Annotated in this window: 18 protein-coding genes and 1 pseudogene; 15 read left to right on the forward strand and 4 right to left on the reverse strand. The window is 74.0% G+C overall.

What is annotated here, in order from left to right; translation table 11 throughout:
* Positions 1-12: 12 nt before the first annotated feature.
* Positions 13-714, reverse strand: a complete 702-nt coding sequence (locus H9X71_RS07460; protein ID WP_191146523.1) for an HAD family hydrolase — start codon at positions 712-714, stop codon at positions 13-15.
* Between the two features lie 98 nt (positions 715-812).
* Here H9X71_RS07460 and hemW point away from each other — a divergent pair, with 98 nt between their 5' ends.
* Positions 813-2,036 carry a radical SAM family heme chaperone HemW gene (hemW, locus tag H9X71_RS07465; protein ID WP_191146524.1) on the forward strand — a complete coding sequence of 408 codons (1,224 nt, stop codon included), beginning with the start codon at positions 813-815 and terminating at the stop codon, positions 2,034-2,036.
* Positions 2,037-2,053: 17 nt separating this feature from the next.
* Here the strand turns inward: hemW and H9X71_RS07470 are convergent, their stop codons facing one another.
* Positions 2,054-2,467 (reverse strand): VOC family protein, encoded by a 414-nt coding sequence (locus H9X71_RS07470; protein WP_191146525.1) that lies wholly within the window; start codon positions 2,465-2,467, stop codon positions 2,054-2,056.
* A gap of 10 nt (positions 2,468-2,477) precedes the next feature.
* Positions 2,478-2,873: a DUF4870 domain-containing protein gene (locus H9X71_RS07475; RefSeq protein ID WP_191146526.1), complete on the reverse strand. Its 396-nt coding sequence runs from the start codon at positions 2,871-2,873 to the stop codon at positions 2,478-2,480.
* A 183-nt stretch (positions 2,874-3,056) separates the two neighbouring features.
* Between H9X71_RS07475 and hrcA the strand changes: the two genes are divergently transcribed.
* The 13 genes from hrcA (at position 3,057) to leuA (ending at position 18,608) form a co-directional block, all read left to right on the forward strand.
* A complete protein-coding gene (gene hrcA / locus H9X71_RS07480; protein WP_191146527.1) occupies positions 3,057-4,079 on the forward strand; it encodes a heat-inducible transcriptional repressor HrcA in 1,023 nt (340 codons plus the stop codon).
* 60 nt (positions 4,080-4,139) lie between these two features.
* Positions 4,140-5,255 carry a molecular chaperone DnaJ gene (dnaJ, locus tag H9X71_RS07485; protein WP_191146528.1) on the forward strand — a complete coding sequence of 372 codons (1,116 nt, stop codon included), beginning with the start codon at positions 4,140-4,142 and terminating at the stop codon, positions 5,253-5,255.
* 2 nt (positions 5,256-5,257) lie between these two features.
* Positions 5,258-6,010 (forward strand): 16S rRNA (uracil(1498)-N(3))-methyltransferase, encoded by a 753-nt coding sequence (locus tag H9X71_RS07490; RefSeq protein ID WP_191146529.1) that lies wholly within the window; start codon positions 5,258-5,260, stop codon positions 6,008-6,010.
* 28 nt (positions 6,011-6,038) lie between these two features.
* Positions 6,039-6,398, forward strand: a complete 360-nt coding sequence (locus H9X71_RS07495; protein ID WP_191146530.1) for a histidine triad nucleotide-binding protein — start codon at positions 6,039-6,041, stop codon at positions 6,396-6,398.
* Positions 6,385-7,428, forward strand: a complete 1,044-nt coding sequence (locus tag H9X71_RS07500) for a PhoH family protein (protein WP_191146531.1) — start codon at positions 6,385-6,387, stop codon at positions 7,426-7,428. The genes H9X71_RS07495 and H9X71_RS07500 overlap by 14 nt, the downstream gene beginning before the upstream one ends.
* Positions 7,425-7,886 (forward strand): rRNA maturation RNase YbeY, encoded by a 462-nt coding sequence (ybeY, locus tag H9X71_RS07505; RefSeq protein WP_043669058.1) that lies wholly within the window; start codon positions 7,425-7,427, stop codon positions 7,884-7,886. The genes H9X71_RS07500 and ybeY overlap by 4 nt, the downstream gene beginning before the upstream one ends.
* 10 nt (positions 7,887-7,896) lie before the next feature.
* On the forward strand, positions 7,897-9,219 hold the full coding sequence (locus tag H9X71_RS07510) for a hemolysin family protein (RefSeq protein WP_191146532.1): 1,323 nt from the start codon (positions 7,897-7,899) through the stop codon (positions 9,217-9,219).
* Complete coding sequence (gene era / locus H9X71_RS07515; protein ID WP_191146533.1) at positions 9,212-10,261, forward strand: GTPase Era; 1,050 nt, start codon at positions 9,212-9,214, stop codon at positions 10,259-10,261. Before H9X71_RS07510 ends, era begins: the two co-directional genes overlap by 8 nt.
* 109 nt (positions 10,262-10,370) lie before the next feature.
* On the forward strand, positions 10,371-11,876 hold the full coding sequence (locus H9X71_RS07520) for a sensor histidine kinase (protein ID WP_191146534.1): 1,506 nt from the start codon (positions 10,371-10,373) through the stop codon (positions 11,874-11,876).
* A gap of 53 nt (positions 11,877-11,929) precedes the next feature.
* Complete coding sequence (locus tag H9X71_RS07525) at positions 11,930-12,616, forward strand: response regulator (protein ID WP_191146535.1); 687 nt, start codon at positions 11,930-11,932, stop codon at positions 12,614-12,616.
* Between the two features lie 102 nt (positions 12,617-12,718).
* On the forward strand, positions 12,719-14,107 hold the full coding sequence (locus H9X71_RS07530) for an alpha/beta hydrolase (protein WP_191146536.1): 1,389 nt from the start codon (positions 12,719-12,721) through the stop codon (positions 14,105-14,107).
* Positions 14,104-16,662 (forward strand): bifunctional lysylphosphatidylglycerol flippase/synthetase MprF, encoded by a 2,559-nt coding sequence (locus H9X71_RS07535; RefSeq protein ID WP_191146537.1) that lies wholly within the window; start codon positions 14,104-14,106, stop codon positions 16,660-16,662. The genes H9X71_RS07530 and H9X71_RS07535 overlap by 4 nt, the downstream gene beginning before the upstream one ends.
* A gap of 179 nt (positions 16,663-16,841) precedes the next feature.
* Positions 16,842-18,608, forward strand: coding sequence for a 2-isopropylmalate synthase (leuA, locus tag H9X71_RS07540; RefSeq protein WP_191146538.1), 1,767 nt, complete (start codon positions 16,842-16,844; stop codon positions 18,606-18,608).
* 108 nt (positions 18,609-18,716) lie between these two features.
* Here the strand turns inward: leuA and H9X71_RS07545 are convergent, their stop codons facing one another.
* Positions 18,717-19,394, reverse strand: coding sequence for a trimeric intracellular cation channel family protein (locus H9X71_RS07545; protein ID WP_191146539.1), 678 nt, complete (start codon positions 19,392-19,394; stop codon positions 18,717-18,719).
* 116 nt (positions 19,395-19,510) lie between these two features.
* Between H9X71_RS07545 and recO the strand changes: the two are divergent.
* Positions 19,511-20,224, forward strand: a pseudogene (gene recO, locus H9X71_RS07550) (DNA repair protein RecO); the annotation flags it as partial.
* Position 20,225 lies beyond the last annotated feature (1 nt).

The raw sequence follows: 20,225 nt of genomic DNA on the forward strand, positions 1-20,225 counted from the left end.
GTCCCTGCGCGGTCAGCCCGCGGCGAGCCCGTCGAGGTACGCCATGACCTCGTCGTGGCCGACCGCGAGGTCCGGCACCACGACCGCCGCGTGCGCCTCCGGGGCCCGCAGCTGCTCGACCTCGTAGGCGCCCGTCGCCACCGCCACGAACGGGAAGCCCGCGGCCTCTGCGGCCACGCCGTCCGCGGGGGTGTCGCCGATGATCACGACGGTCGCGCCCGCGAGCGCGGCGGCGGCCCGCCGGGTGAGGTCGCTGCGGACGCGCGCCTCGTGCCCGAAGAACGACGCATCCCAGTCGAACAGGTCGACGTCGAGGCCCGCGCCGTCGAGCTTGTAGCGGGCGCGCAGCGGCGAGTTGCCGGTGAGGAGCGCGTTCACCCAGCCGCGCGCGGCCACGTCGGCGACGAGCCGGGGCACGCCGACGGGCACCTCGCGGCGCCCGGCGCCGTAGTGCTCGACGCGCGACATCCCCTCGAGCTGCTCCCGCACCGCCGCGTGCAGCGACGCCGGCAGCCCGTAGAGGTCGAGCGTCTCCCAGATGATCTGGCCGTCCGTCTTGCCGTGCGCGTGCACCGTGCGGTCCTCGAGCGCCTCGCCCGCGGCGAGCTCGATCGCGCGGTGGTACATGCCGCCGGCGCGCGGGCCGTTGAGCAGGAGCGTGCCGTCGACGTCCCAGAGGACGTGCAGGGGCCGGGGCGAGGGGGCGTCGGTCATGCCCCCATCCTGCCGGAGCCGCCCGTGCGGGCCGCACCGACCGACCCGCACCGCCCCCGCCGGACGGGAGCGCCTCCCGGCCGGGGGATGATGGACGGATGCCGTCCGCCCTGCCCCTCGCCGATCCCGCCCCCGCCGACGGGCTGCTGCCGGCCTCCGCGTCCGACGGCGCCGGGTCCCGCGCGTTCGGCGTCTACCTGCACGTCCCGTTCTGCCGCGTGCGCTGCGGCTACTGCGACTTCAACACCTACACGGCGCCCGAGCTGCGCGGCGTGCGGCAGTCCGACTACGCGTCCCAGGCCGTGCAGGAGGTGCGCTTCGCCGGATCCGCGCTGCAGGACTCGGGAGTGCCCGCGCGCCCCGCGTCCACCGTCTTCCTCGGCGGCGGCACGCCCACGCTCCTGCCGGTCGAGGACCTCGTCCGGATGCTCGACGCGGTGCGCGACACGTGGGGCATCGCCGACGGCGCCGAGGTCACGACCGAGGCGAACCCCGACAGCGTCGACGACGCCTACCTCGCCGCCCTCGCCGCGGGCGGCTTCACGCGCGTGTCCTTCGGCATGCAGTCCGCCGTCCCGCGCGTGCTCGCGACCCTCGAGCGCACGCACGACCCCGCGCGCATCGCGCCCGTCGTCCGGGGTGCCCGGGCCGCCGGCCTCGAGGTGAGCCTCGACCTCATCTACGGCACGCCGGGGGAGACCATCGACGACTGGCGCGCCTCGCTGGAGCAGGCGATCGCGCAGGAGCCCGACCACCTCTCCGCCTACGCGCTCATCGTCGAGCCCGGCACGAAGCTCGCGCGGCAGATCCGCCGCGGCGAGGTGCCCGAGCCCGACGAGGACCTCCAGGCCGACATGTACGAGCTCGCCGACCGGATGCTCGGCGAGGCCGGCTACGAGTGGTACGAGGTGAGCAACTGGGCGCGCGGCGGTCGCCGCAGCCGCCACAACCTCGCCTACTGGCAGGGCCACGACTGGTGGGGCGTCGGACCGGGCGCGCACAGCCACGTCGGCGGCGTGCGCTGGTGGAACGTCAAGCACCCGGCCGCGTACGCCGACCGCGTGCTCGCCGGGGCGTCCCCGGGCGCGGGCCGCGAGACGCTCGACGACGCGACGCGCGAGGTGGAGCGCGTGCTGCTCGGCGCGCGCATCCGCGACGGGCTCGCGATCCCGACGCTCACCGCGGAGGGCCGCCGACAGGTGGCGGGGCTCATCGCGGACGGGCTCGTGGATCCGCGCGCCGCGCTCGCGGGCACGCTCGTCCTGACCCTGCAGGGGCGCCTGCTCGCCGACGCGGTCGTGCGGCGGCTGCTCGAGGACTGAACGCCGCCCGCGGGACGTCAGAGGACGACGGCGCCCACGTCGTCGCCGGCCTCGCGCTCGAGGTCGCTGCGCTCGACGCAGAACTCGTTGCCCTCGGGATCCGCGAGCACGACCCAGCCGCTGCCGTCGGCGTCGCGCCGGTCGGCCACGAGCGCCGCGCCGAGCGCGAGCACGCGCTCGACCTCCTCGTCGCGCGTCCGGTCGTCGGGCGCGAGGTCGAGGTGGACGCGGTTCTTCGCGGCCTTCGGGGCGTCGGAGCGCTGCAGGATGATGCCGAGCCCCGAGACCGGGTCGCCCAGCCACGCGGCGTCGTCGCCGGGCCGGTTCGGCTCGTCGGGGTCCTCCTCGAAGCCGGTGACGCCCGCCCAGAAGAGGGACAGCGCGTGCGGGTCGCGGCAGTCGATGGCGACGTGCCGGATCCTCGCGCTCATGGTCGACCGCCTACTTGATCCACCGGATGTTGAGCGGGTAGCGGTACGGCCGGCCGCTCTGCACGCGCGCGCCGCCGATGATCGCGAACACGATGTTGACGACGACCACGGCGAAGATCACGAGGCCGAGGAGCAGGTTGAGCAGGATCCCGAGGAACGGGATGACGATGAAGACGGCCTGCAGCACGTTGAGGATGACGAGCGCACCGGCGACGTTGATCGTCCAGTTCGTCGCCTCCTTGCCCTCCTGGTCGGTGAAGCGGCCGCGCTCGCGGAACACGAGCCAGACGATGAACGACGGGACGATGAGGATCGCGAGGAAGTGCGTCAGCGACGCCCACAGGCGGTCCTCGCTCGGCGTCAGCGGGGCCGGGGCGCCGTAGGGGTGGGAGTCGGGTGCGGACATCGCGGTGCCTCTCGGTGCGCGGCCGTCGCCGGGTGCCGGCGGACCGCGGTGGATCGTGGGTGGGCCGGGCGTCGCCGGGCCGTCCCACGCTACCGCCGTCGACGCGCGACCGGCAATGCCGACCGGGCCCGGACGCGCGGTACGATTGGCAGTCAGCGACGGTGAGTGCCAGGAGGGAGCGCCATGGTCTCGGAACGCGGACTCGACGTCCTCCGGGTGATCGTGCAGGACTACGTGTCCAGCCGCGAGCCCGTGGGGTCCAAGTCCATCGTCGAGCGCCACGCGTTCGGCGTCTCGGCGGCCACCATCCGCAACGACATGGCCCTCCTCGAGGAGGAGGAGCTGATCGCGGCGCCGCACACCTCGTCGGGCCGCGTGCCCACGGACAAGGGCTACCGCCTCTTCGTCGACCAGCTGGCCGACGTCCGCCCCCTCACCTCGGCGCAGCGCCAGGCCATCCACGTGTTCCTCGGGGAGTCCGTCGACCTCGACGACGTGCTCGCCCGCACCGTGCGCCTCCTCGCGCAGCTCACCAACCAGGTCGCGCTCGTGCAGTACCCGTCGCTCGCGACGAGCCACGTGAAGCACGTCGAGCTCGTGCCGCTGTCGACCACGCGCGTCCTCACGGTGCTCATCACCGACACGGGTCGCGTGGAGCAGCGCGTCGTCGAGCTGGCGGGGGATCCGGACGACGCGTTCCTCGCCCGCATGCGCACGCGCATCAACCAGGTCGTCGGCGGCCTCGGGCTCGCGGAGGCGGCGACGCGGCTCGAGACGCTGTCCGACGAGGTCGAGCCCGACCAGCGCCAGGCCGCCTCCGCCCTCGCCGGCACGCTCGTCGAGCAGGTGCTGGCGAACCGGCAGGAGCGGCTGCTGCTCGCCGGATCCGCGAACCTCGCCCGCACCGAGCGCGACTTCCCCGGCAGCATCTCGCCCGTCCTCGAGGCCATCGAGGAGCAGGTGGTGCTGCTGCGGCTGCTCGGCGAGATGGAGGCCGATCAGCACGGCGTCTCGGTGAGCATCGGCCGGGAGAACGCCCCGTTCGGCCTCGGCGAGACGAGCGTGCTCACCAGCGGCTACAGCTCGTCCGGCGGCGTGCTCGCGCGCCTCGGCGTGCTGGGGCCGACCCGCATGGACTACTCCACCAACATGGCGTCGGTGCGCGCGGTCGCGCGCTACCTCTCGCGCCTGCTCGAGGAGCGGTGACGGCCCCGCGCCGGCGCACCGCCCCTGTTCCCCACGACCATCACCACCGAAGGGCCCGACGTGGCTGACCACTACGAAGTACTCGGCGTGAGCCGCGAGGCGACGCCAGAGGAGATCAAGAAGGCGTACCGCAAGCAGGCGCGCCAGCTCCACCCGGACGTCAACGACGCCCCCGACGCGGCCGAGCGCTTCAAGCTCGTGACGCACGCGTACGACGTGCTCTCCGACCCGCAGCAGCGCCAGCAGTACGACCTCGGCCCGCAGGCCGGGTTCGGCGGCCAGGGCGGGCAGGGGTTCGGCGGCTTCGGCGACATCTTCGAGACGTTCTTCGGCGGCCAGCAGGGCGGCGGCGGGCGCGGTCCGCGCTCGCGCCAGGAGCGCGGCCAGGACGCGCTGCTCCGCGTCGAGGTCGAGCTCGAGGAGGTCATCTTCGGGGTGCACCGCGACCTCGAGATCGACACGGCCGTCGTGTGCGACACGTGCCACGGATCCTGCGCGCAGCCCGGCACGAGCGCCGTCACGTGCGACATCTGCCGCGGCTCCGGCAGCATCCAGCGCCAGGTGCGCTCGCTCCTCGGCAACGTCATGACGTCGAGCCCCTGCGGCACCTGCCGCGGCTACGGCACCGTCATCCCGCACCCGTGCCCCACGTGCGCCGGCCAGGGCCGCGTGCGCGCGCGCCGCACGGTGCCGGTCGACATCCCGGCCGGCGTCGACACGGGGCTCCGCCTCCAGATGCCGGGCTCCGGCGAGGTCGGCCCCGCGGGCGGCCCGAACGGCGACCTCTACCTCGAGATCAAGGTGGCGCACCACGACGTCTTCAGCCGCAACGGCGACGACCTGCTCGCGACCGTCGAGGTGAGCATGGTCGACGCGATCCTCGGCAGCGACGCGCACATCGAGGCGCTCGACGGCGACGTCGACCTCGAGCTCCGCCCCGGCATCCAGAGCGCCGAGATCATCACGGTGCGCGGGCGCGGCGTCACGAAGCTCCGGGGCTCCGGCCGCGGCGACCTGAAGATCGGCATCCAGGTGGTCACCCCGCAGAAGCTCGACCACAGGGAGCGCGACCTCATCCAGCAGTTCGCGAAGCGCAACAAGGCGCCGGCCCCGCACCTCGCGCACTTCCAGCAGGGCCTGTTCCAGAAGCTCCGCGACCGCTTCCTCAACGTCTGACCGTGGCGCACTTCTACCTCGCCGACGACATGGGCGCGAGCGGCCTCGCGGTCGACCGCGTCATCGTGCTCACCGGGCAGGAGGCGCGGCACGCCGTGACCGTGAGCCGCGTGCGCGCGGGGGAGGCGCTCCTCGTCGGCGACGGGCGCGGCACCGTCGCGTCGTGCACCGTGACGTCGGCGGACGCCCAGCGCCTGGAGCTCCGCGTCGGATCGGTCGAGGCGCACCCGGAGCCGTCGCCGCGCGTGGTCCTCGTGCAGGCGCTCGCCAAGGGCGACCGCGACGAGCTGGCCGTGCAGGCCGCGACCGAGCTGGGCGTCGACGCCGTGATCCCGTGGCAGGCACAGCGCTCCGTCTCCCGCTGGGAGGGCGCCAAGGTCGCCAAGGGGCGGGAGCGGTGGCGCGCGATCGTGCGCGAGGCCGTCAAGCAGTCCATCCGGCCGCGCGTGCCCGAGGTGGAGGAGCTCGCCACCACCGAGGACCTCGTGCGCCTCGCCGCCACCGCGCGCGTGCTCGTGCTCGACCCGACCGCCGAGGCTCGGCTGTCGCGGCTCGACCTGACCGTGCCGGGCGACGGGTCGGCGACGGACGTGCTGCTCGTCGTCGGGCCCGAGGGCGGCATCAGCCCGGCCGAGGTCGAGGCGCTCCGGGACGCCGGCGCCGTGCCCGTGGCGCTCGGCTCCGGGATCCTCCGCACGTCCACCGCCGGGCCCGCGGGGCTGGCGCTCGTCAACGCCGCCCTCGGACGCTGGTGACGTCGCGGGTCCCGCGTAGGCTGGGCGCATGAGCGACACCCGAGAGCCCACCGTCTTCGAGCGCATCGTCGCCCGTGAGATCCCGGCCCAGATCGTCGCGGAGACCGACCGCGTCATCGCCTTCGAGGACATCGCCCCCAAGGCGCCCGTGCACGTGCTCGTGGTGCCCAAGACGGCCGCGCATCGCGACGTCGTCGAGCTCGCCGCGGCCGACCCGGACCTCCTCGCGGAGGTCGTCGAGGTCGCCTCGCGCATCGGCGCCGAGCGCGCGGGCGGTCAGTTCCGCCTCGTGTTCAACACGGGCGCGGACGCCGGCCAGACGGTCTTCCACGTGCACGCGCACGTGCTCGCCGGCTTCGGCGGCCAGGAGGACCATGTCGGGCTCTGACCCGCGGGGAGCGGCCGACGCGGACCGCGTGGAGCAGACCGCGACCGTCGACGGCGTGCTCATGGTCCGGCTGCTCGGACCCCAGGACCGGCTGCTCCGGCAGATCGAGCGCGAGCACCCGGACGTCGACGTCCGGGTCCGCGGCAACGAGATCACGCTCGTCGGGACCCGGGCCGGCGTCGCCGCCGCGCGCCGGCTCATCGACGAGGTCGTGACGATGGTGGAGGACGGACAGCACGTGGAGCCCCAGGAGATCGAGACGAGCGCCCGGCGGCTCGGCGAGGACGACGCGCGGACCCTGTCCGACGTGCTGAGCGAGGCCATCGTGCAGTCGCGCGGCCGCACCGTCCGCCCGAAGACGCAGGGCCAGAAGCAGTACGTGCAGGCGATCGACGAGAACACGATCGTGTTCGGCATCGGCCCCGCCGGCACGGGCAAGACCTACCTCGCCATGGCCAAGGCCGTGCAGGCGCTGCAGCGCAAGGAGGTCGAGCGGATCATCCTCACGCGCCCGGCCGTCGAGGCGGGGGAGCGGCTCGGCTACCTGCCCGGCTCCCTCACCGACAAGATCGACCCGTACCTCCGGCCGCTGTTCGACGCGCTCAACGAGATGATGGATCCCGAGCTCGTGCCGAAGCTCATGGCCTCCAACACCATCGAGGTCGCGCCGCTCGCCTACATGCGCGGCCGCACGCTGAACAACGCGTTCGTCGTGCTCGACGAGGCGCAGAACACCACGCCCGAGCAGATGAAGATGTTCCTCACCCGCCTCGGCTTCGGCTCGAAGATGGTGGTCACGGGCGACATCACGCAGGTCGACCTGCCCACGGGCTCGAGCGGCCTGCAGCTCGTGACGCGCGTGCTGGACGGCATGGACGACATCCACTTCTCCCGCCTCACGAGCGACGACGTCGTGCGGCACACCCTGGTCGGCCGCATCGTGGACGCGTACACGCGCTACGACGCGGAGCGCCAGGCCGCCGACCACCTCCGCGCCGAGCGCCGCACCGCCCCTGGGAGCACCCGATGAGCATCGAGATCAACAACGAGTCCGCGATCGAGGTGGACGAGCCGCTCATCCAGCGCCTCGCCACCTACGCGCTCGACACCCTGCACGTGCACCCCGACGCCGAGCTCGCCATCGTGATGGTCGACGAGGGCGCGATGGAGCAGCTGCACGTGCAGTGGATGGACGAGCCGGGCCCCACCGACGTGCTCAGCTTCCCGATGGACGAGCTGCGGCCCGGCACCGAGGACCGTCCGACGCCGGCCGGGCTCCTCGGCGACATCGTGGTGTGCCCGCAGGTCGCGGCCGAGCAGGCCGTGACGGCCGGGCACTCGACCATGGAGGAGATCCTGCTGCTCACGGCGCACGGCATCCTCCACCTGCTCGGGTTCGACCACGCGGAGCCCGACGAGGAGCGCGAGATGTTCGGGCTCCAGCGCGACATCCTGATCGGGTTCGCCATGAGCGAGCGCGGTCGCTGACCCGCCGCCGATGCTCGCCCTCCTCGTCCCCGCCTTCCTCCTGGTCGTGCTCGGCGGCCTGTTCGCCGCCGCGGAGTCCGCCATCTCGTCGCTGTCCCGCGCGGACATCCAGGAGCTGGCGCTCACGTCGCGCGCCCGCCGGTCGATGCTCGCCATCTCCACCGACACCGGCGCCTACGTCAACTCGCTGAGCTTCGTCCGCATCGTGGCGGAGACGAGCGCCGCCGTCCTGGTGACGCTCGCGCTCGTGGACGCGTTCGACGAGTGGTGGATCACGCTCCTGGTCGCCGCCGCGATCATGACGGGCGTGTCCTTCGTCCTCGTCGGCGCCAGCCCGCGGTCCGTCGGCCGGGTGCACGCGCGCCCGCTGCTCGCGTGGACGGCGCTGCTCGTGCGCGGGATCCGCGTCTCCATCGGCCCCGTCGCCGACGCCCTCGTCGCCCTCGGCAACCGGGTCACGCCCGGCCGCCCGAAGACCGTCGCCACGTTCACCAGCGAGGAGCAGCTGCTCAGCATGGTCGACGAGGCCACCGAGCTCGAGGTGCTCGAGGAGGACGACCGCGAGCTCATCCACTCCATCTTCGAGTTCAACGACACCGTGGTGCGCGAGGTGATGATCCCGCGCACCGACATGGTCGTGGTCGAGCAGACCGCGCACGTCGGCAGCGCGCTCGGGCTCTTCCTCTCCCGCGGCATCTCGCGCGCGCCCGTCACGGGCCGCGACTCCGACGAGATCGAGGGCGTGCTGTACCTCCGCGACCTCGCGCGCATGGTCTACGAGCGGCCCGAGGAGGCGGAGCGCACGACGGTGGACCAGCTCGCGCGTCCGGCCGTCTTCGTCCCCGAGTCGCAGAAGGCCGACGCGCTGCTGCGGCAGATGCAGCTCGAGTCCAACCACCTCGCGATGGTGGTCGACGAGTACGGCGGCATCGCCGGCCTCGTGACGCTCGAGGACCTCATCGAGGAGCTCGTCGGCGACATCAGCGACGAGTACGACCGCGACGTGCCCGAGTACGAGGACCTCGGCGACGGCGTGTACCGTGTGAGCGCCCGGCTCCCGATCGACGAGCTGGGCGACCTGTTCGGGCTCGAGCTCGACGACGACGACGTGGACAGCGCCGGCGGCCTCCTCGCGAAGACCCTGGGGCGCCTGCCGGAGCGCGGGTCCGTGGTGCGCGTCGGCGGGCTGGTCCTCACGGCCGACCGGGTCGAGGGGCGCCGCACGCGCATCAGCACGATCCTCGTCGAGCGCGACCGCGCGGACGACCCCGACGACGACCACGAGGCGGCCCCCGCGGGCGCCGCCGCCAGCAGAGGACACGACCATGACTGATCCCCGCGACGACGACCGCGCGGCCGACGCCGTCGAGGACGCGACGGCGGAGGGCGCGGACGCCCCGGCCCCCGCGCCGCTCTCCGACGAGGCATGGGGCATCGACCGCGCCGCCGAGCCCGCGCGTGCCGCACGCAAGCCGCGCGGCGGCGCCCCCGCCTACCGGGCCGGCTTCGTCTCCTTCGTCGGCCGCCCGAACGTCGGCAAGTCGACGCTCACCAACGCGCTCGTGGGCGAGAAGGTCGCCATCACGAGCTCCAAGCCGCAGACGACGCGCAAGGCCATCCGCGGCATCGTGCACCGGCCCGACGGGCAGCTGATCCTCGTCGACACCCCCGGGATCCACCGCCCGCGCACGCTCCTCGGCGAGCGGCTGAACGCGCTGGTGCAGACGACGCTCGGCGACGTCGACGTCATCGGCCTGTGCATCCCGGCCGACGAGCGGATCGGCCCGGGCGACCGCTTCATCAACGAGCAGCTCGACGAGTACCCGCGCGCCCGCAAGATCGCCATCGTCACCAAGACCGACTCCGCCTCGCGCCACGCGGTCGCCGAGCAGCTGCTCGCCGTGCAGGAGCTGCGCGAGTGGGACGCCATCGTGCCCGTCTCGGCCGTGGAGGCCATCCAGCTCGACGCGCTCGTGGGGGAGCTCCTCAAGGCGCTGCCCGTCTCCGAGCAGCTCTACCCGTCGGACGCCGTCACCGAGGAGGGGCTCGAGGCGCGCATCTCGGAGCTCATCCGCGAGGCCGCGCTCGAGGGCGTGCAGGACGAGCTGCCGCACTCGCTCGCCGTCACGATCGACGACATGATCGAGCGCGAGGACAAGGAGCTCCTCGAGATCTACGCGAACCTCTTCGTCGAGCGGGACAGCCAGAAGGGCATCGTCATCGGCGCCCAGGGGTCCCGGCTCAAGCACGTGGGCCAGGTGGCGCGCGCGCAGATCGAGCCGCTCGTCGGGAAGCGCGTCTTCCTGTCGCTGCGCGTGAAGATCGCCAAGGACTGGCAGCGCGACCCGAAGCTGCTCGGCCGCCTCGGCTTCTGACCCGCCAGGCGGGCGGCCCGTACATCGCGCGGATGAGATCGGGTCGCCGCCGCGGGGATCCTCGGCCCGGAGCGTCCTGCGGCCGGCTCCCGGCACGTACGGTGGTCGCATGCTCCGCCGGATCCCGAGGTACCAGGTCGTCCTCGACGTCGTCCTCGCGGTGGCGTTCGTCGCCCTCCTCGCCCCGGGCTCGATCGGCGTGGCGGCCACGAGCGCCTTCGGCATCTTCTCGTTCACGACCTCCGAGGTCTCGCTGGCGCTCGTGCTCGTCATGGGCGCGGCGCTGTCCGTCCGCCGCACCATGCCGGGGCTGTCACTCGCGATCGCCTGGGCGGGCGCGGTCATCCAGATGAGCGCGGGGGCGAGCGTCGAGCCCGGCGACATCGCCATCGCGGGCGTCGTCTACTGCAGCGCCGCGTACGGCGGCCGCGTCACCCGCGCCCTCGGCCTCACCTCCGCCGTCGTCGGCGGCGTCGTCGCCGCGCTGTACCTGTCGTACGCGGCCGGCCGCGTCCCCGTCGGCCGCCTCGCGTTCAGCACGGGGGAGTGGGCCGACTTCGCGACGCTCTTCCTCTTCCTCCTCCTCTGCGCGTGGAGCGTGCTGCTCGCCTCGTGGACCGCGGGACGTCTCGTGGTGGCGTCGCGCGCGTCGCACGAGAGCCGGGACGCGCAGGAGGCGGCCGAGCGCGACCAGGCCCGCGCGCTGCACGACGTGGTGGTCGAGCAGGAGCGGAACCGCATCGCGCGCGACATGCACGACGTCGTCGCGCACTCGCTGGCCGTCGTCATCGCGCAGGCCGACGGCGCCCGCTACGCCCGGCTGGTGGATCCCGACGCCGCCGACCAGGCGCTCCGCACCATCTCCACGACCGCCCGGCAGGCGCTCGGCGACGTGCGGATCCTCCTCGGGCAGCTCCGGCACAGCGAGGACGACACCCCGCAGCCGGAGCTCAAGGAGCTGAGCGACCTCATCGACCAGATGCGCTCCACGGGCCTCGCCATCGAGTTCGTCGAGACGGGCGCGCCCGGCGCGTTCGGCACCGGTCAGCAGCTCGCGGTCTACCGGATCGTGCAGGAGGCGCTCACCAACGCGCTCCGGCACGGCGACGTCGGCCACCCGGTCGAGGTGGAGCTGGCCTGGGAGCCCGACGGCGTCTCCGTGTCGGTGCGCAGCCGCACCCTCCCGGAGCCCGCGCGGCCGACGCGCGCCACGACCGGGATCATCGCGCTGCCCGTGCTCCCGCCCGCGCCGACGCCGCCCGCGCAGCCCGTCGGGCACGGCCTGGCCGGCATGCGCGAGCGCGCGACGCTGTCGGGCGGCCGGTTCTCCGCGGGCGTGCGCGACGGCGTCTGGACCGTCTCCGCCTGGATCCCGTTCGCCCCCGCGACGCGACCCGTGCCGCGCGTCGCCGTCCCCGGCGGGGACGCCGCCTCGGGCGCGGACGCCCGCAGCCGCCCCCTCACCCTCGACGAGCTGTTCCCGCCCGAGGCCGCGGCGGCCGGCACCGCGACCCCGGGGGCGCCCTCCCCGCGCGTCAGCCCGCACCGCACCGCCGCCGCGCGCGGTGCCGCCGCCGCGCGACGCGCCCGCGACGACCGGCCCGCCGGGTCCTGATCCCGCGCACCCCGCGCTACGCTCCGACCGCCCCTCCCGACCGAAGGACCCCCGTGCCCACCCCACCGATCCGCGTCGCCCTGGTCGACGACCAGGCCCTGTTCCGCACGGGCGTCCGCATGCTCATCTCCTCCCAGCCCGACCTGGAGTTCGCCGGCGAGGCGGCGAACGGCGAGGAGGCGGTGGCGCTCGCCCGCCAGGAGCGCCCCGACGTGATCCTCATGGACATCCGCATGCCCGTGATGGACGGCATCCAGGCCACCGCCGAGGTCCTCCGCGCCGCGGACGCCCGCGGCGAACGCCCGCCGCGCGTCCTCGTGCTCACCACCTTCGACCTCGACGAGAGCGCCGCCCGGGCGATCCGCGCGGGCGCCAGCGGCTTCGTGCTGAAGGACGCCGACCCCGAGTTCCTCCTCGCGGCGATCCGGACGGTGCACGCGGGCAACAGCGTCATCGCGGCGTCGGCGACCCGGCAGCTGCTCGAGCACTTCGACCCGGGATCCCGGCCGCGCGTCGCCCCGCCGGAGTTCGCGGCGCTCACCTCGCGCGAGCGGGAGATCTTCGTGCTCGCCGCCCGCGGGCTGAGCAACGCCGAGATCGCGCAGGCCGAGTTCCTCAGCGAGGCGACGGTGAAGACGCACGTCAGCCGCATCCTCGCGAAGCTCAGCCTCCGCGACCGCGTGCAGCTCGTCGTCTTCGCCTTCGAGCACCGTCTGACGGGGGCGCAGCCGGGCGCCTGATCGCCGGCACGCCTCGCGCTGGCCGCTCCGCGGTCCTCACCGCTCTCCGAGGGAGCGGTGGGCTAGATTCGATCGCCGCAGCTTCCGCACCAGAGGACCACCGTGCTCCACGAACTCGCCGACCTCCCGATCATCTCGGCCTCCTTCGTGACCGCCGCGGCGGTCGCGCCGCTCGTCGTCCTCGTGCTGCTGCTCGTGGTGGCCCGACGCGCCCGCCTCCGCACGGGCGCCCGGCCGGAGGACCCGCGCCGGGCGGCCGTCCGCACGGGGATCGCCGCCGTGGCCGGCGCCCTCGCCGGGCTCGCGCTGGCGTTCGTCCTCGGGGACGTGCTGGGCCTCTTCGGGGTGAGCCTCTCCAGCGGCACCCGCACGTGGACCGCGCTCGGCGGGCTCGGGCTCGCCCTGGCCGCCGTCGCCCTCGTCCGCAGCCGGCGCAGCGTGACCGGCGTCGGCGGGCGGATCCCGCCGAGGCGCACGGAGCGCGCGCTGCACGCCGCGCTCGCCGTGCTCGTCGTCCCGCTCGTCGTCTTCGCGTCGGCCGTCGGGATCAACGCCGACGTCCAGCAGTACCCGAACATCGCGGCCGCCTTCGGGCTGACCCGGGTCGCGCCGCTCGACCTCGCGGGCCTCCCGGCGCCGGTCGACGCCCCCGAGGCGGACGGACCCCTCGAGGACACGTGGGCGCCCGGCGGCGCCCTCCCCGCGCGCGGCCGGCTGGGCACGATGCCGATCCCCGCGACGACCTCCGGCTTCCCGGCCCGCGACGCCCTCGTCTACCTGCCTCCCGCCGCGCTCGTCGACGACGCGCCGGCCCTGCCGGTCGTGATCGCCCTCTCCGGCCAGCCCGGCGCGCCGATGGACCTCTTCGCGTCCGGCCGCCTCGACCGGGCCATGGACGCCTACGCCGCCGCCCACCGCGGCCTCGCCCCCATCGTCGTGGTGCCGGACCAGCTGGGATCCCCGGAGGACAACCCGATGTGCGTGGACTCGCCGCTCGGGAACGCCGCCTCGTACCTCACGGTCGACGTGCCCGCGTGGATCCACCAGCACCTCCGCGTGCAGACCGCGCGCACCGGCTGGGCGATCATGGGCTTCTCGGAGGGCGGCACGTGCGCGGCGCAGCTCGGCTCCGGCCGCCCCGACCTCTTCGGCTCCCTCGTGGACATCTCCGGCGAGGTCGCCCCCACCATCGGCGCCGACACGGTGCAGGACGCCTTCGACGGCTCGCAGGCCGAGTACGCGGCCGCGTTCCCGGCCGCGCTCATGGAGGCCCGGAAGCCGTACGCCGACACGACCGCCCTCTTCTGCTCCGGCGAGGACGACGCGCAGTACCGGCCGCAGGTGGAGCAGGTGGAGGCGGCCGCGCGCGCCGCCGGGATGGCGACCCGCATCAGCGCGTCGCCGGGCACGGCGCACGACTGGGGCACCGTGCAGTGGTGCGTGGGCGACGCCCTGCCGACGCTCGGGACCCGGCTGGGCATCACCCGATGACGCGGCCGCGGATCCTCACGCTCGCCGGAGCCGCTCGCGCCCTCGGTGCGCGCCTGCTGGCGCAGCCCGTCACCCTCGGGATCGCCGCCGTGATCCTCCTGCTCGCCGTGCTGCCCGCCGTGTCGGCCGTCTGGCGCCACGTCGTGCACCACCAGCTGGCCACGGGGTACGTCGCCGTGGTCGAGCGCGGGCACTGGTGGACCACCGTGACGGCCGCGTTCCTCACCGACGGCCCGGTCGAGCTCGTCGTCTCCCTGCTGGCCGTGCTGGTCCTCGTGGGCGTCGCCGAGCGCCTGATGGGCTGGTGGCGCACCCTCGTCGGCTTCGTGCTCACCGGCACGGTCGGCGCGCTCCTCGGCATCGCCGTGCAGGCGCAGGGGCTCGTCGACGGCGAGCTCTGGTCGCACGGGGTGCGCGGCATCGCGACGGCGGACCCGCTCACCGCGGTCGCGGGCGTGCTCGCGCTCTCGAGCGCGTGGGCCGGCGTGCTCTGGCGGCGACGGATCCGGGTCGTCCTCGTGGTCGTCGTGCTCGTGTTCCTCCTGTACTCGGGCCAGCCGTCCGACCTCTACCGGCTGCTGGCGATCCTCCTGGGCGGCGTCGCGGGCGCCCTCCTGCACCGGCCGGCCGCGGGCGCGCGCTGGCAGCGGAGCTCCCACCACGAGGTCCGCGTCATCCTCGCCGCGGTCGTCGGGATCCTCGGCACGGGCCCCGCCATCGCCCTGCTCTCGCGGAGCCGCTACGGCCCGCTCGCGCCCATCGCCCTGCTCTTCGTCGACGACCGGGAGCCGGGCGACGCCATCTCCACCCGCTGCCTCTCGAGCGACTTCACGCACGACTGCCTGCAGGAGATCATGCTGGCGCGCATCGGCGGCGGCGTCGGCCCGATCCTGCTGTCGGTCGCCCCGCTCCTCGCGCTCCTCGTCGCCGCGTACGGCCTCTCCCGCGGGCGCCGCTTCGCCGTGTGGCTCGCCGTGAGCGTCAACCTGCTGCTGGCGGTGCTGTCGGCGTACGCGTTCGGGATGCTCGTGCACCGCGACATGGTGTCGCCCCGGCTCTCCGCCTCGCCGTCGGCCCACCCGGAGGCGGTGGCCGCGCTCGTCGCGTCGGTGATGCTCCCGCTCGGGAGCGCCATCGTGCTCGTGGCGCTGCGGCGGCACTTCACGATCCTCTCCACGCGCCGCGCGATCCGGCGCTTCCTCGTGACCACGGGCGCCGCCCTCGCGGGCCTCATGGCGCTCTTCGTCGCCACGGGGCTCGCGCTGGCCGACGGCTTCACGCGCCCCGTCGACCTCAACGACCTGATCGCCGAGGCCCCGGACCGCTTCATCCCCGCGTCGTTCCTCCGCGGCGAGTCGCTCGACTTCCTGCCGACGGACCCCATCACGGACGTCGTCTACCGCGGGGTCGGCCCGGCCTTCTGGATCATCCTGGTGATCGCGAGCCTCCGCGCCATCGCCGACGTCCGCATGGCCGCGGTGCCGCGCGCGCAGGCGCTCGTGCGGCCGGCCCTCCGCCGCGGCGCCATCGGCTCGCTCTCCCACATGGCGACCTGGCCCGGCAACTCGTACTGGATCGCCGCCGACGGCCGCACGGTCGTCGCGTACCGGGTGGTCGGCAGCGTCGCCATCACGACGGCCGCGCCGCTCGGCCCGCCCGACGACGAGCGCGCGCTCCGCGACGTGCTCGCGCAGTTCGCGCGCTTCGCCGACGACAACGGCTGGACCCCGGTCTTCTACAGCGTGCCCGCGTCGATGGCCCCCCTCTTCCACGACATGGGCTGGGAGACGCTCGGGGTGGCGGAGGAGACGGTCGTGCGCCCCGGCACCTGGCAGACCACGGGCAAGAAGTGGCAGGACGTGCGCACGTCGATCAACCGGGCCGACCGCGCCGGGATCCGCGCCGAGTGGACCACCTGGGCCGAGCTGCCGCTCGCGTGGGCGAGCCAGATCGAGCAGATGTCGGAGGAGTGGGTCGCCGAGAAGGAGCTGCCGGAGATGGGCTTCACGCTCGGCGGCGTCGAGGAGCTGCGCGACCCGCAGGTGCGCCTCATGCTGGCCGTCGACGCGGACGACCGCGTGCAGGCGGCCACGAGCTGGCTGCCCACGTGGCGCGACGGCGTGGTCGTCGGCTGGACCCTCGACTTCATGCGCCGCCGCCCCGACGGCATCAACGGCGTGATGGAGTTCCTCATCGCGCGCTCGGCCATGCGGATGAAGGAGGACGGCATCGAGTTCATGAGCCTCTCCGCGGCGCCGCTCGCGCAGACCCGCGCGGCCTCGCCCGCCCCCGCCGACGCGGCCGACGGCCAGCAGGAGCGGCAGGAGGGCGGGGTCGAGCGGATCCTCGAGTTCCTCGCCGACTCGCTCGAGCCCGTGTACGGGTTCCGCTCGCTGCTGGAGTTCAAGCGCAAGTTCCAGCCGGAGCTCGTGCCGCTGATCATGGCCTACCCCGACGCGACCGCCCTGCCGACGGTGGGGCTCGCGCTCACCCGCGCGTACCTGCCGTCCACGTCGGTGCGCGACCTCACGCGCGTCCTCCGCTCGGCGCGCTGACCCGCCGACCCGCCGGGCTGCCGGGCCGCCGTCCCGGGTGCGGATCGTCCGGGCGCCGGTGTACCGTGGATCCATGCAGTCCGGCCGCCTCCTCCTTAGTCGCCGCGGCGAGGCCTGATCCGGCCCTCCTCGTCGCGGAGTCCCGTCACGGCTGACCCGACATCGATGAGGAGACGACCATGAAGCGCACGCAGACCCCCAGCGGGATGCCGATCCACAAGTACCGCCCGTTCCACGAGCAGATCCAGGTGGACCTGCCCGACCGCACCTGGCCCACCCGCCGCATCACGGAGGCCCCGCGCTGGTGCGCGGTCGACCTCCGCGACGGCAACCAGGCGCTCATCGACCCGATGAGCCCCGAGCGCAAGCGGATCATGTTCGACCTGCTGGTGCGCATGGGCTACAAGGAGATCGAGGTCGGGTTCCCGTCCGCGAGCCAGACCGACTTCGACTTCGTGCGCAGCCTCATCGATGAGGACGCCATCCCGGAGGACGTGACGATCCAGGTCCTCACGCAGGCGCGCGAGCACCTCATCGCCCGCACGTACGAGTCGATCCGCGGCGCGAGGCAGGCCATCGTGCACCTCTACAACTCCACGAGCGTGCTGCAGCGCGACGTCGTCTTCCGCACCGACCGCCAGGGCATCATCGACATCGCGCTCGAGGGCGCCCGCCTCTGCAAGCGGTACGAGGAGACCATCCCGGACGTCGACGTCTACTACGAGTACTCGCCCGAGAGCTACACGGGTACCGAGCTCGAGTTCGCCGCCGAGATCTGCAACCGCGTCATCGAGGTGCTCGACCCGAGCCCCGAGCGCAAGGTCATCATCAACCTGCCGGCGACCGTCGAGATGGCGACCCCGAACGTCTACGCCGACTCGATCGAGTGGATGTGCCGCCACCTCGACCGCCGCGACGAGGTCATCGTGTCGCTGCACCCGCACAACGACCGCGGCACCGCCGTCGCGGCCGCGGAGCTCGGCTACCTGGCCGGCGCCGACCGCATCGAGGGCTGCCTCTTCGGCAACGGCGAGCGGACCGGCAACGTCGACCTCGTCGCGCTCGGCATCAACCTGTTCACGCAGGGCATCGACCCCGAGATCGACTTCAGCGACCTCGACGCCATCAAGCGCACCGCCGAGCACTGCAACCAGCTGGCCGTGCCCGAGCGGAGCCCGTGGGCGGGCGACCTCGTCTACACGGCGTTCAGCGGATCGCACCAGGACGCCATCAAGAAGGGCTTCGAGGCCATGGCCGTCGACGCGGCGGCGCAGGGCGTCACGGTCGACGACATCCCGTGGGCGGTGCCGTACCTGCCGGTGGACCCGCAGGACCTCGGCCGCTCCTACGAGGCCGTGATCCGCGTCAACTCGCAGTCGGGCAAGGGCGGCGTCGCGTACCTGCTGAAGGCCGACCACGCGCTCGACCTGCCGCGCCGCCTCCAGATCGAGTTCTCCGGCGTCGTGCAGGCGAAGACCGACGCCGAGGGCGGCGAGGTCACGAGCGCGCAGATCTGGTCGATCTTCCAGGACGAGTACCTGCCGGCGCCGCTCGACCGCGCCGAGGAGAAGTGGGGCCGGTTCGAGCTCACGTCCACGCGCACGTCGAGCGACATGGGCGGATCCGTGAGCCTCGAGGTCGAGCTGCGCGACGGCGACGAGGTGCGCGAGGCGTCCGCGTCCGGCAACGGCCCGATCGCGGCGTTCCTCCAGGTGCTCGCCGACCAGGGGGTCGACGTCCGGCTGCTCGACTACGTGGAGCACGCGCTGAGCGCGAGCGGCGACGCGCGGGCCGCGTCCTACGTGGAGCTCGAGGTCGAGGGCGTGCGCCTCTGGGGCGTCGGCATCGACGAGGACAGCTCGACCGCCTCGCTCGAGGCGATCGTCTCGGGCGTCAACCGGGCGATCCGCCGCGCGGTGCGCGAGCCGGAGCTGGCCGCGGTCTGATCCGCGGAGCACGACGCACGAGGACGGCCGGGCGGCGACGCCCGGCCGTCCTCGTGCGCGGGGCCGGTCGCGGCGCGCCGTCGCCCGCGGCGCGTCCGCCGTCGCGGGTCAGCGCCGGGGACGCGGGCGGCGCAGCGCCGTGAACCGGAGCCGGCTCAGCGCGCGCTGCTCGGGCAGGCTCCAGCCGAAGCGCACCGCGAGCAGGCGCGTGGTGGCGGTGACGGCCACGCACACGATCGCGGCGACCCACATCGGCACGCCGGTCGCCGCGAGCGCCACGACGATGATCGCGCCCACCGCGGCCGCGACCGCGTAGAGCGAGCCGACGTGCATCATCGCGATGGGCAGGTTGAGGAGCAGGTCGCGCACGAACGAGCCGCCGACGGCGGAGACGACGCCGATGAAGACCGCGGGCACCTCCGGCACCCCGGCCGCCAGCGCCTTCGACGTGCCGATGGCGCAGAACAGGCCGATGGTGAGCGCATCGAGCACCGTGATGACGACGTCGAGGCGGGTGAAGATCCGCTCGAGGAGCATGCCGCCCAGGGCCGCGGCCACCGCGACGAGCATGAGCCAGTTGCTGGAGAGCGCCGCGGGCGTGACGTTGAGGAACACGTCGCGGAGGAGGCCGCCGCCGAGGCCCGTGGCGGTGCCGATGATGGCGATGCCGAGGAGGTCGAGCCGGCGGTCGCGGAAGCCCGCGGCGAACATGGCGCCCTGCAGGCTGCCGATGCTGACGGCCAGGAGGTCCGCCCACAGCGGGATGGTGAGGGGGACGGGATCCATGGCCTCCCCTTGATAGCACAGCGCGGACGCGCGCCCGGGCCGGGTGACGCCGCGCGGCCCGGCGGACGGCCCGCGCGGCGGCGGGGGAGGCCGCGCCCGGGGCGGATAATCGAGGGGTGCCCCTCTACCGTGACGAGATCGTCGTCCTGCGCACCCACAAGCTGGGCGAGGCGGACCGGATCGTCACGATGCTCTCGCGGCAGCACGGGAAGATCCGCGCCGTCGCCAAGGGCGTCCGCCGCACGCAGTCCAAGTTCGGCGCCCGGCTCGAGCCGTTCATGGTCGCCGACGCGCAGTTCTTCGAGGGCCGGACCCTCGACATCATCACGCAGGCCGAGTCCATCGCCTCGTACGGCACCCTCATCGCGAGCGACTACGGCAGCTACACGGCGGCCAGCGCCATGGTCGAGACGGCCGACCGCGTCACCGAGGACGAGGGCTCGCTCCAGCAGTACCTGCTCCTCGTCGGCGCGCTCCGCTCGCTCAGCCGCCGCGAGCACGGCGCCAGCCTGACGCTCGACTCGTACCTGCTGCGGAGCCTCTCGATGGCCGGGTGGGCGCCGAGCTTCCAGGACTGCGCGGTGACGGGCGCACCGGGGCCGCACTCGGCGTTCGTCGTGCAGCTCGGCGGCGTCGTCGCGGACGCGGCGGCGCCCCCCGGATCCCCGCGGCTCGACCCCGACACGCTCGCGCTCCTCTCCGCCCTCCTCACGGGCGACTGGCCGCACGCCGAGGCGGCCACGCTCCGCTCGCAGGCCCGTGCCAGCGGCGTCGTCGCCGCGTACGCGCAGTGGCACCTCGACCGGGGGATCCGCTCCCTCGGCCTCGTCG

The organism is Clavibacter zhangzhiyongii, assembly GCF_014775655.1.
Taxonomy (GTDB): Bacteria; Actinomycetota; Actinomycetes; order Actinomycetales; family Microbacteriaceae; genus Clavibacter; species Clavibacter zhangzhiyongii.

Coding starts and splice junctions, on each gene's coding strand:
- H9X71_RS07460 (WP_191146523.1), bottom strand. CDS start 714: ATGACCGACGCCCCCTCGCCCCGGCCCCTGCACGTCCTCTGGGACGTC.
- hemW (WP_191146524.1), top strand. CDS start 813: ATGCCGTCCGCCCTGCCCCTCGCCGATCCCGCCCCCGCCGACGGGCTG.
- H9X71_RS07470 (WP_191146525.1), bottom strand. CDS start 2,467: ATGAGCGCGAGGATCCGGCACGTCGCCATCGACTGCCGCGACCCGCAC.
- H9X71_RS07475 (WP_191146526.1), bottom strand. CDS start 2,873: ATGTCCGCACCCGACTCCCACCCCTACGGCGCCCCGGCCCCGCTGACG.
- hrcA (WP_191146527.1), top strand. CDS start 3,057: ATGGTCTCGGAACGCGGACTCGACGTCCTCCGGGTGATCGTGCAGGAC.
- H9X71_RS07495 (WP_191146530.1), top strand. CDS start 6,039: ATGAGCGACACCCGAGAGCCCACCGTCTTCGAGCGCATCGTCGCCCGT.
- H9X71_RS07500 (WP_191146531.1), top strand. CDS start 6,385: ATGTCGGGCTCTGACCCGCGGGGAGCGGCCGACGCGGACCGCGTGGAG.
- ybeY (WP_043669058.1), top strand. CDS start 7,425: ATGAGCATCGAGATCAACAACGAGTCCGCGATCGAGGTGGACGAGCCG.
- H9X71_RS07510 (WP_191146532.1), top strand. CDS start 7,897: ATGCTCGCCCTCCTCGTCCCCGCCTTCCTCCTGGTCGTGCTCGGCGGC.
- era (WP_191146533.1), top strand. CDS start 9,212: ATGACTGATCCCCGCGACGACGACCGCGCGGCCGACGCCGTCGAGGAC.
- H9X71_RS07520 (WP_191146534.1), top strand. CDS start 10,371: ATGCTCCGCCGGATCCCGAGGTACCAGGTCGTCCTCGACGTCGTCCTC.
- H9X71_RS07535 (WP_191146537.1), top strand. CDS start 14,104: ATGACGCGGCCGCGGATCCTCACGCTCGCCGGAGCCGCTCGCGCCCTC.
- leuA (WP_191146538.1), top strand. CDS start 16,842: ATGAAGCGCACGCAGACCCCCAGCGGGATGCCGATCCACAAGTACCGC.
- H9X71_RS07545 (WP_191146539.1), bottom strand. CDS start 19,394: ATGGATCCCGTCCCCCTCACCATCCCGCTGTGGGCGGACCTCCTGGCC.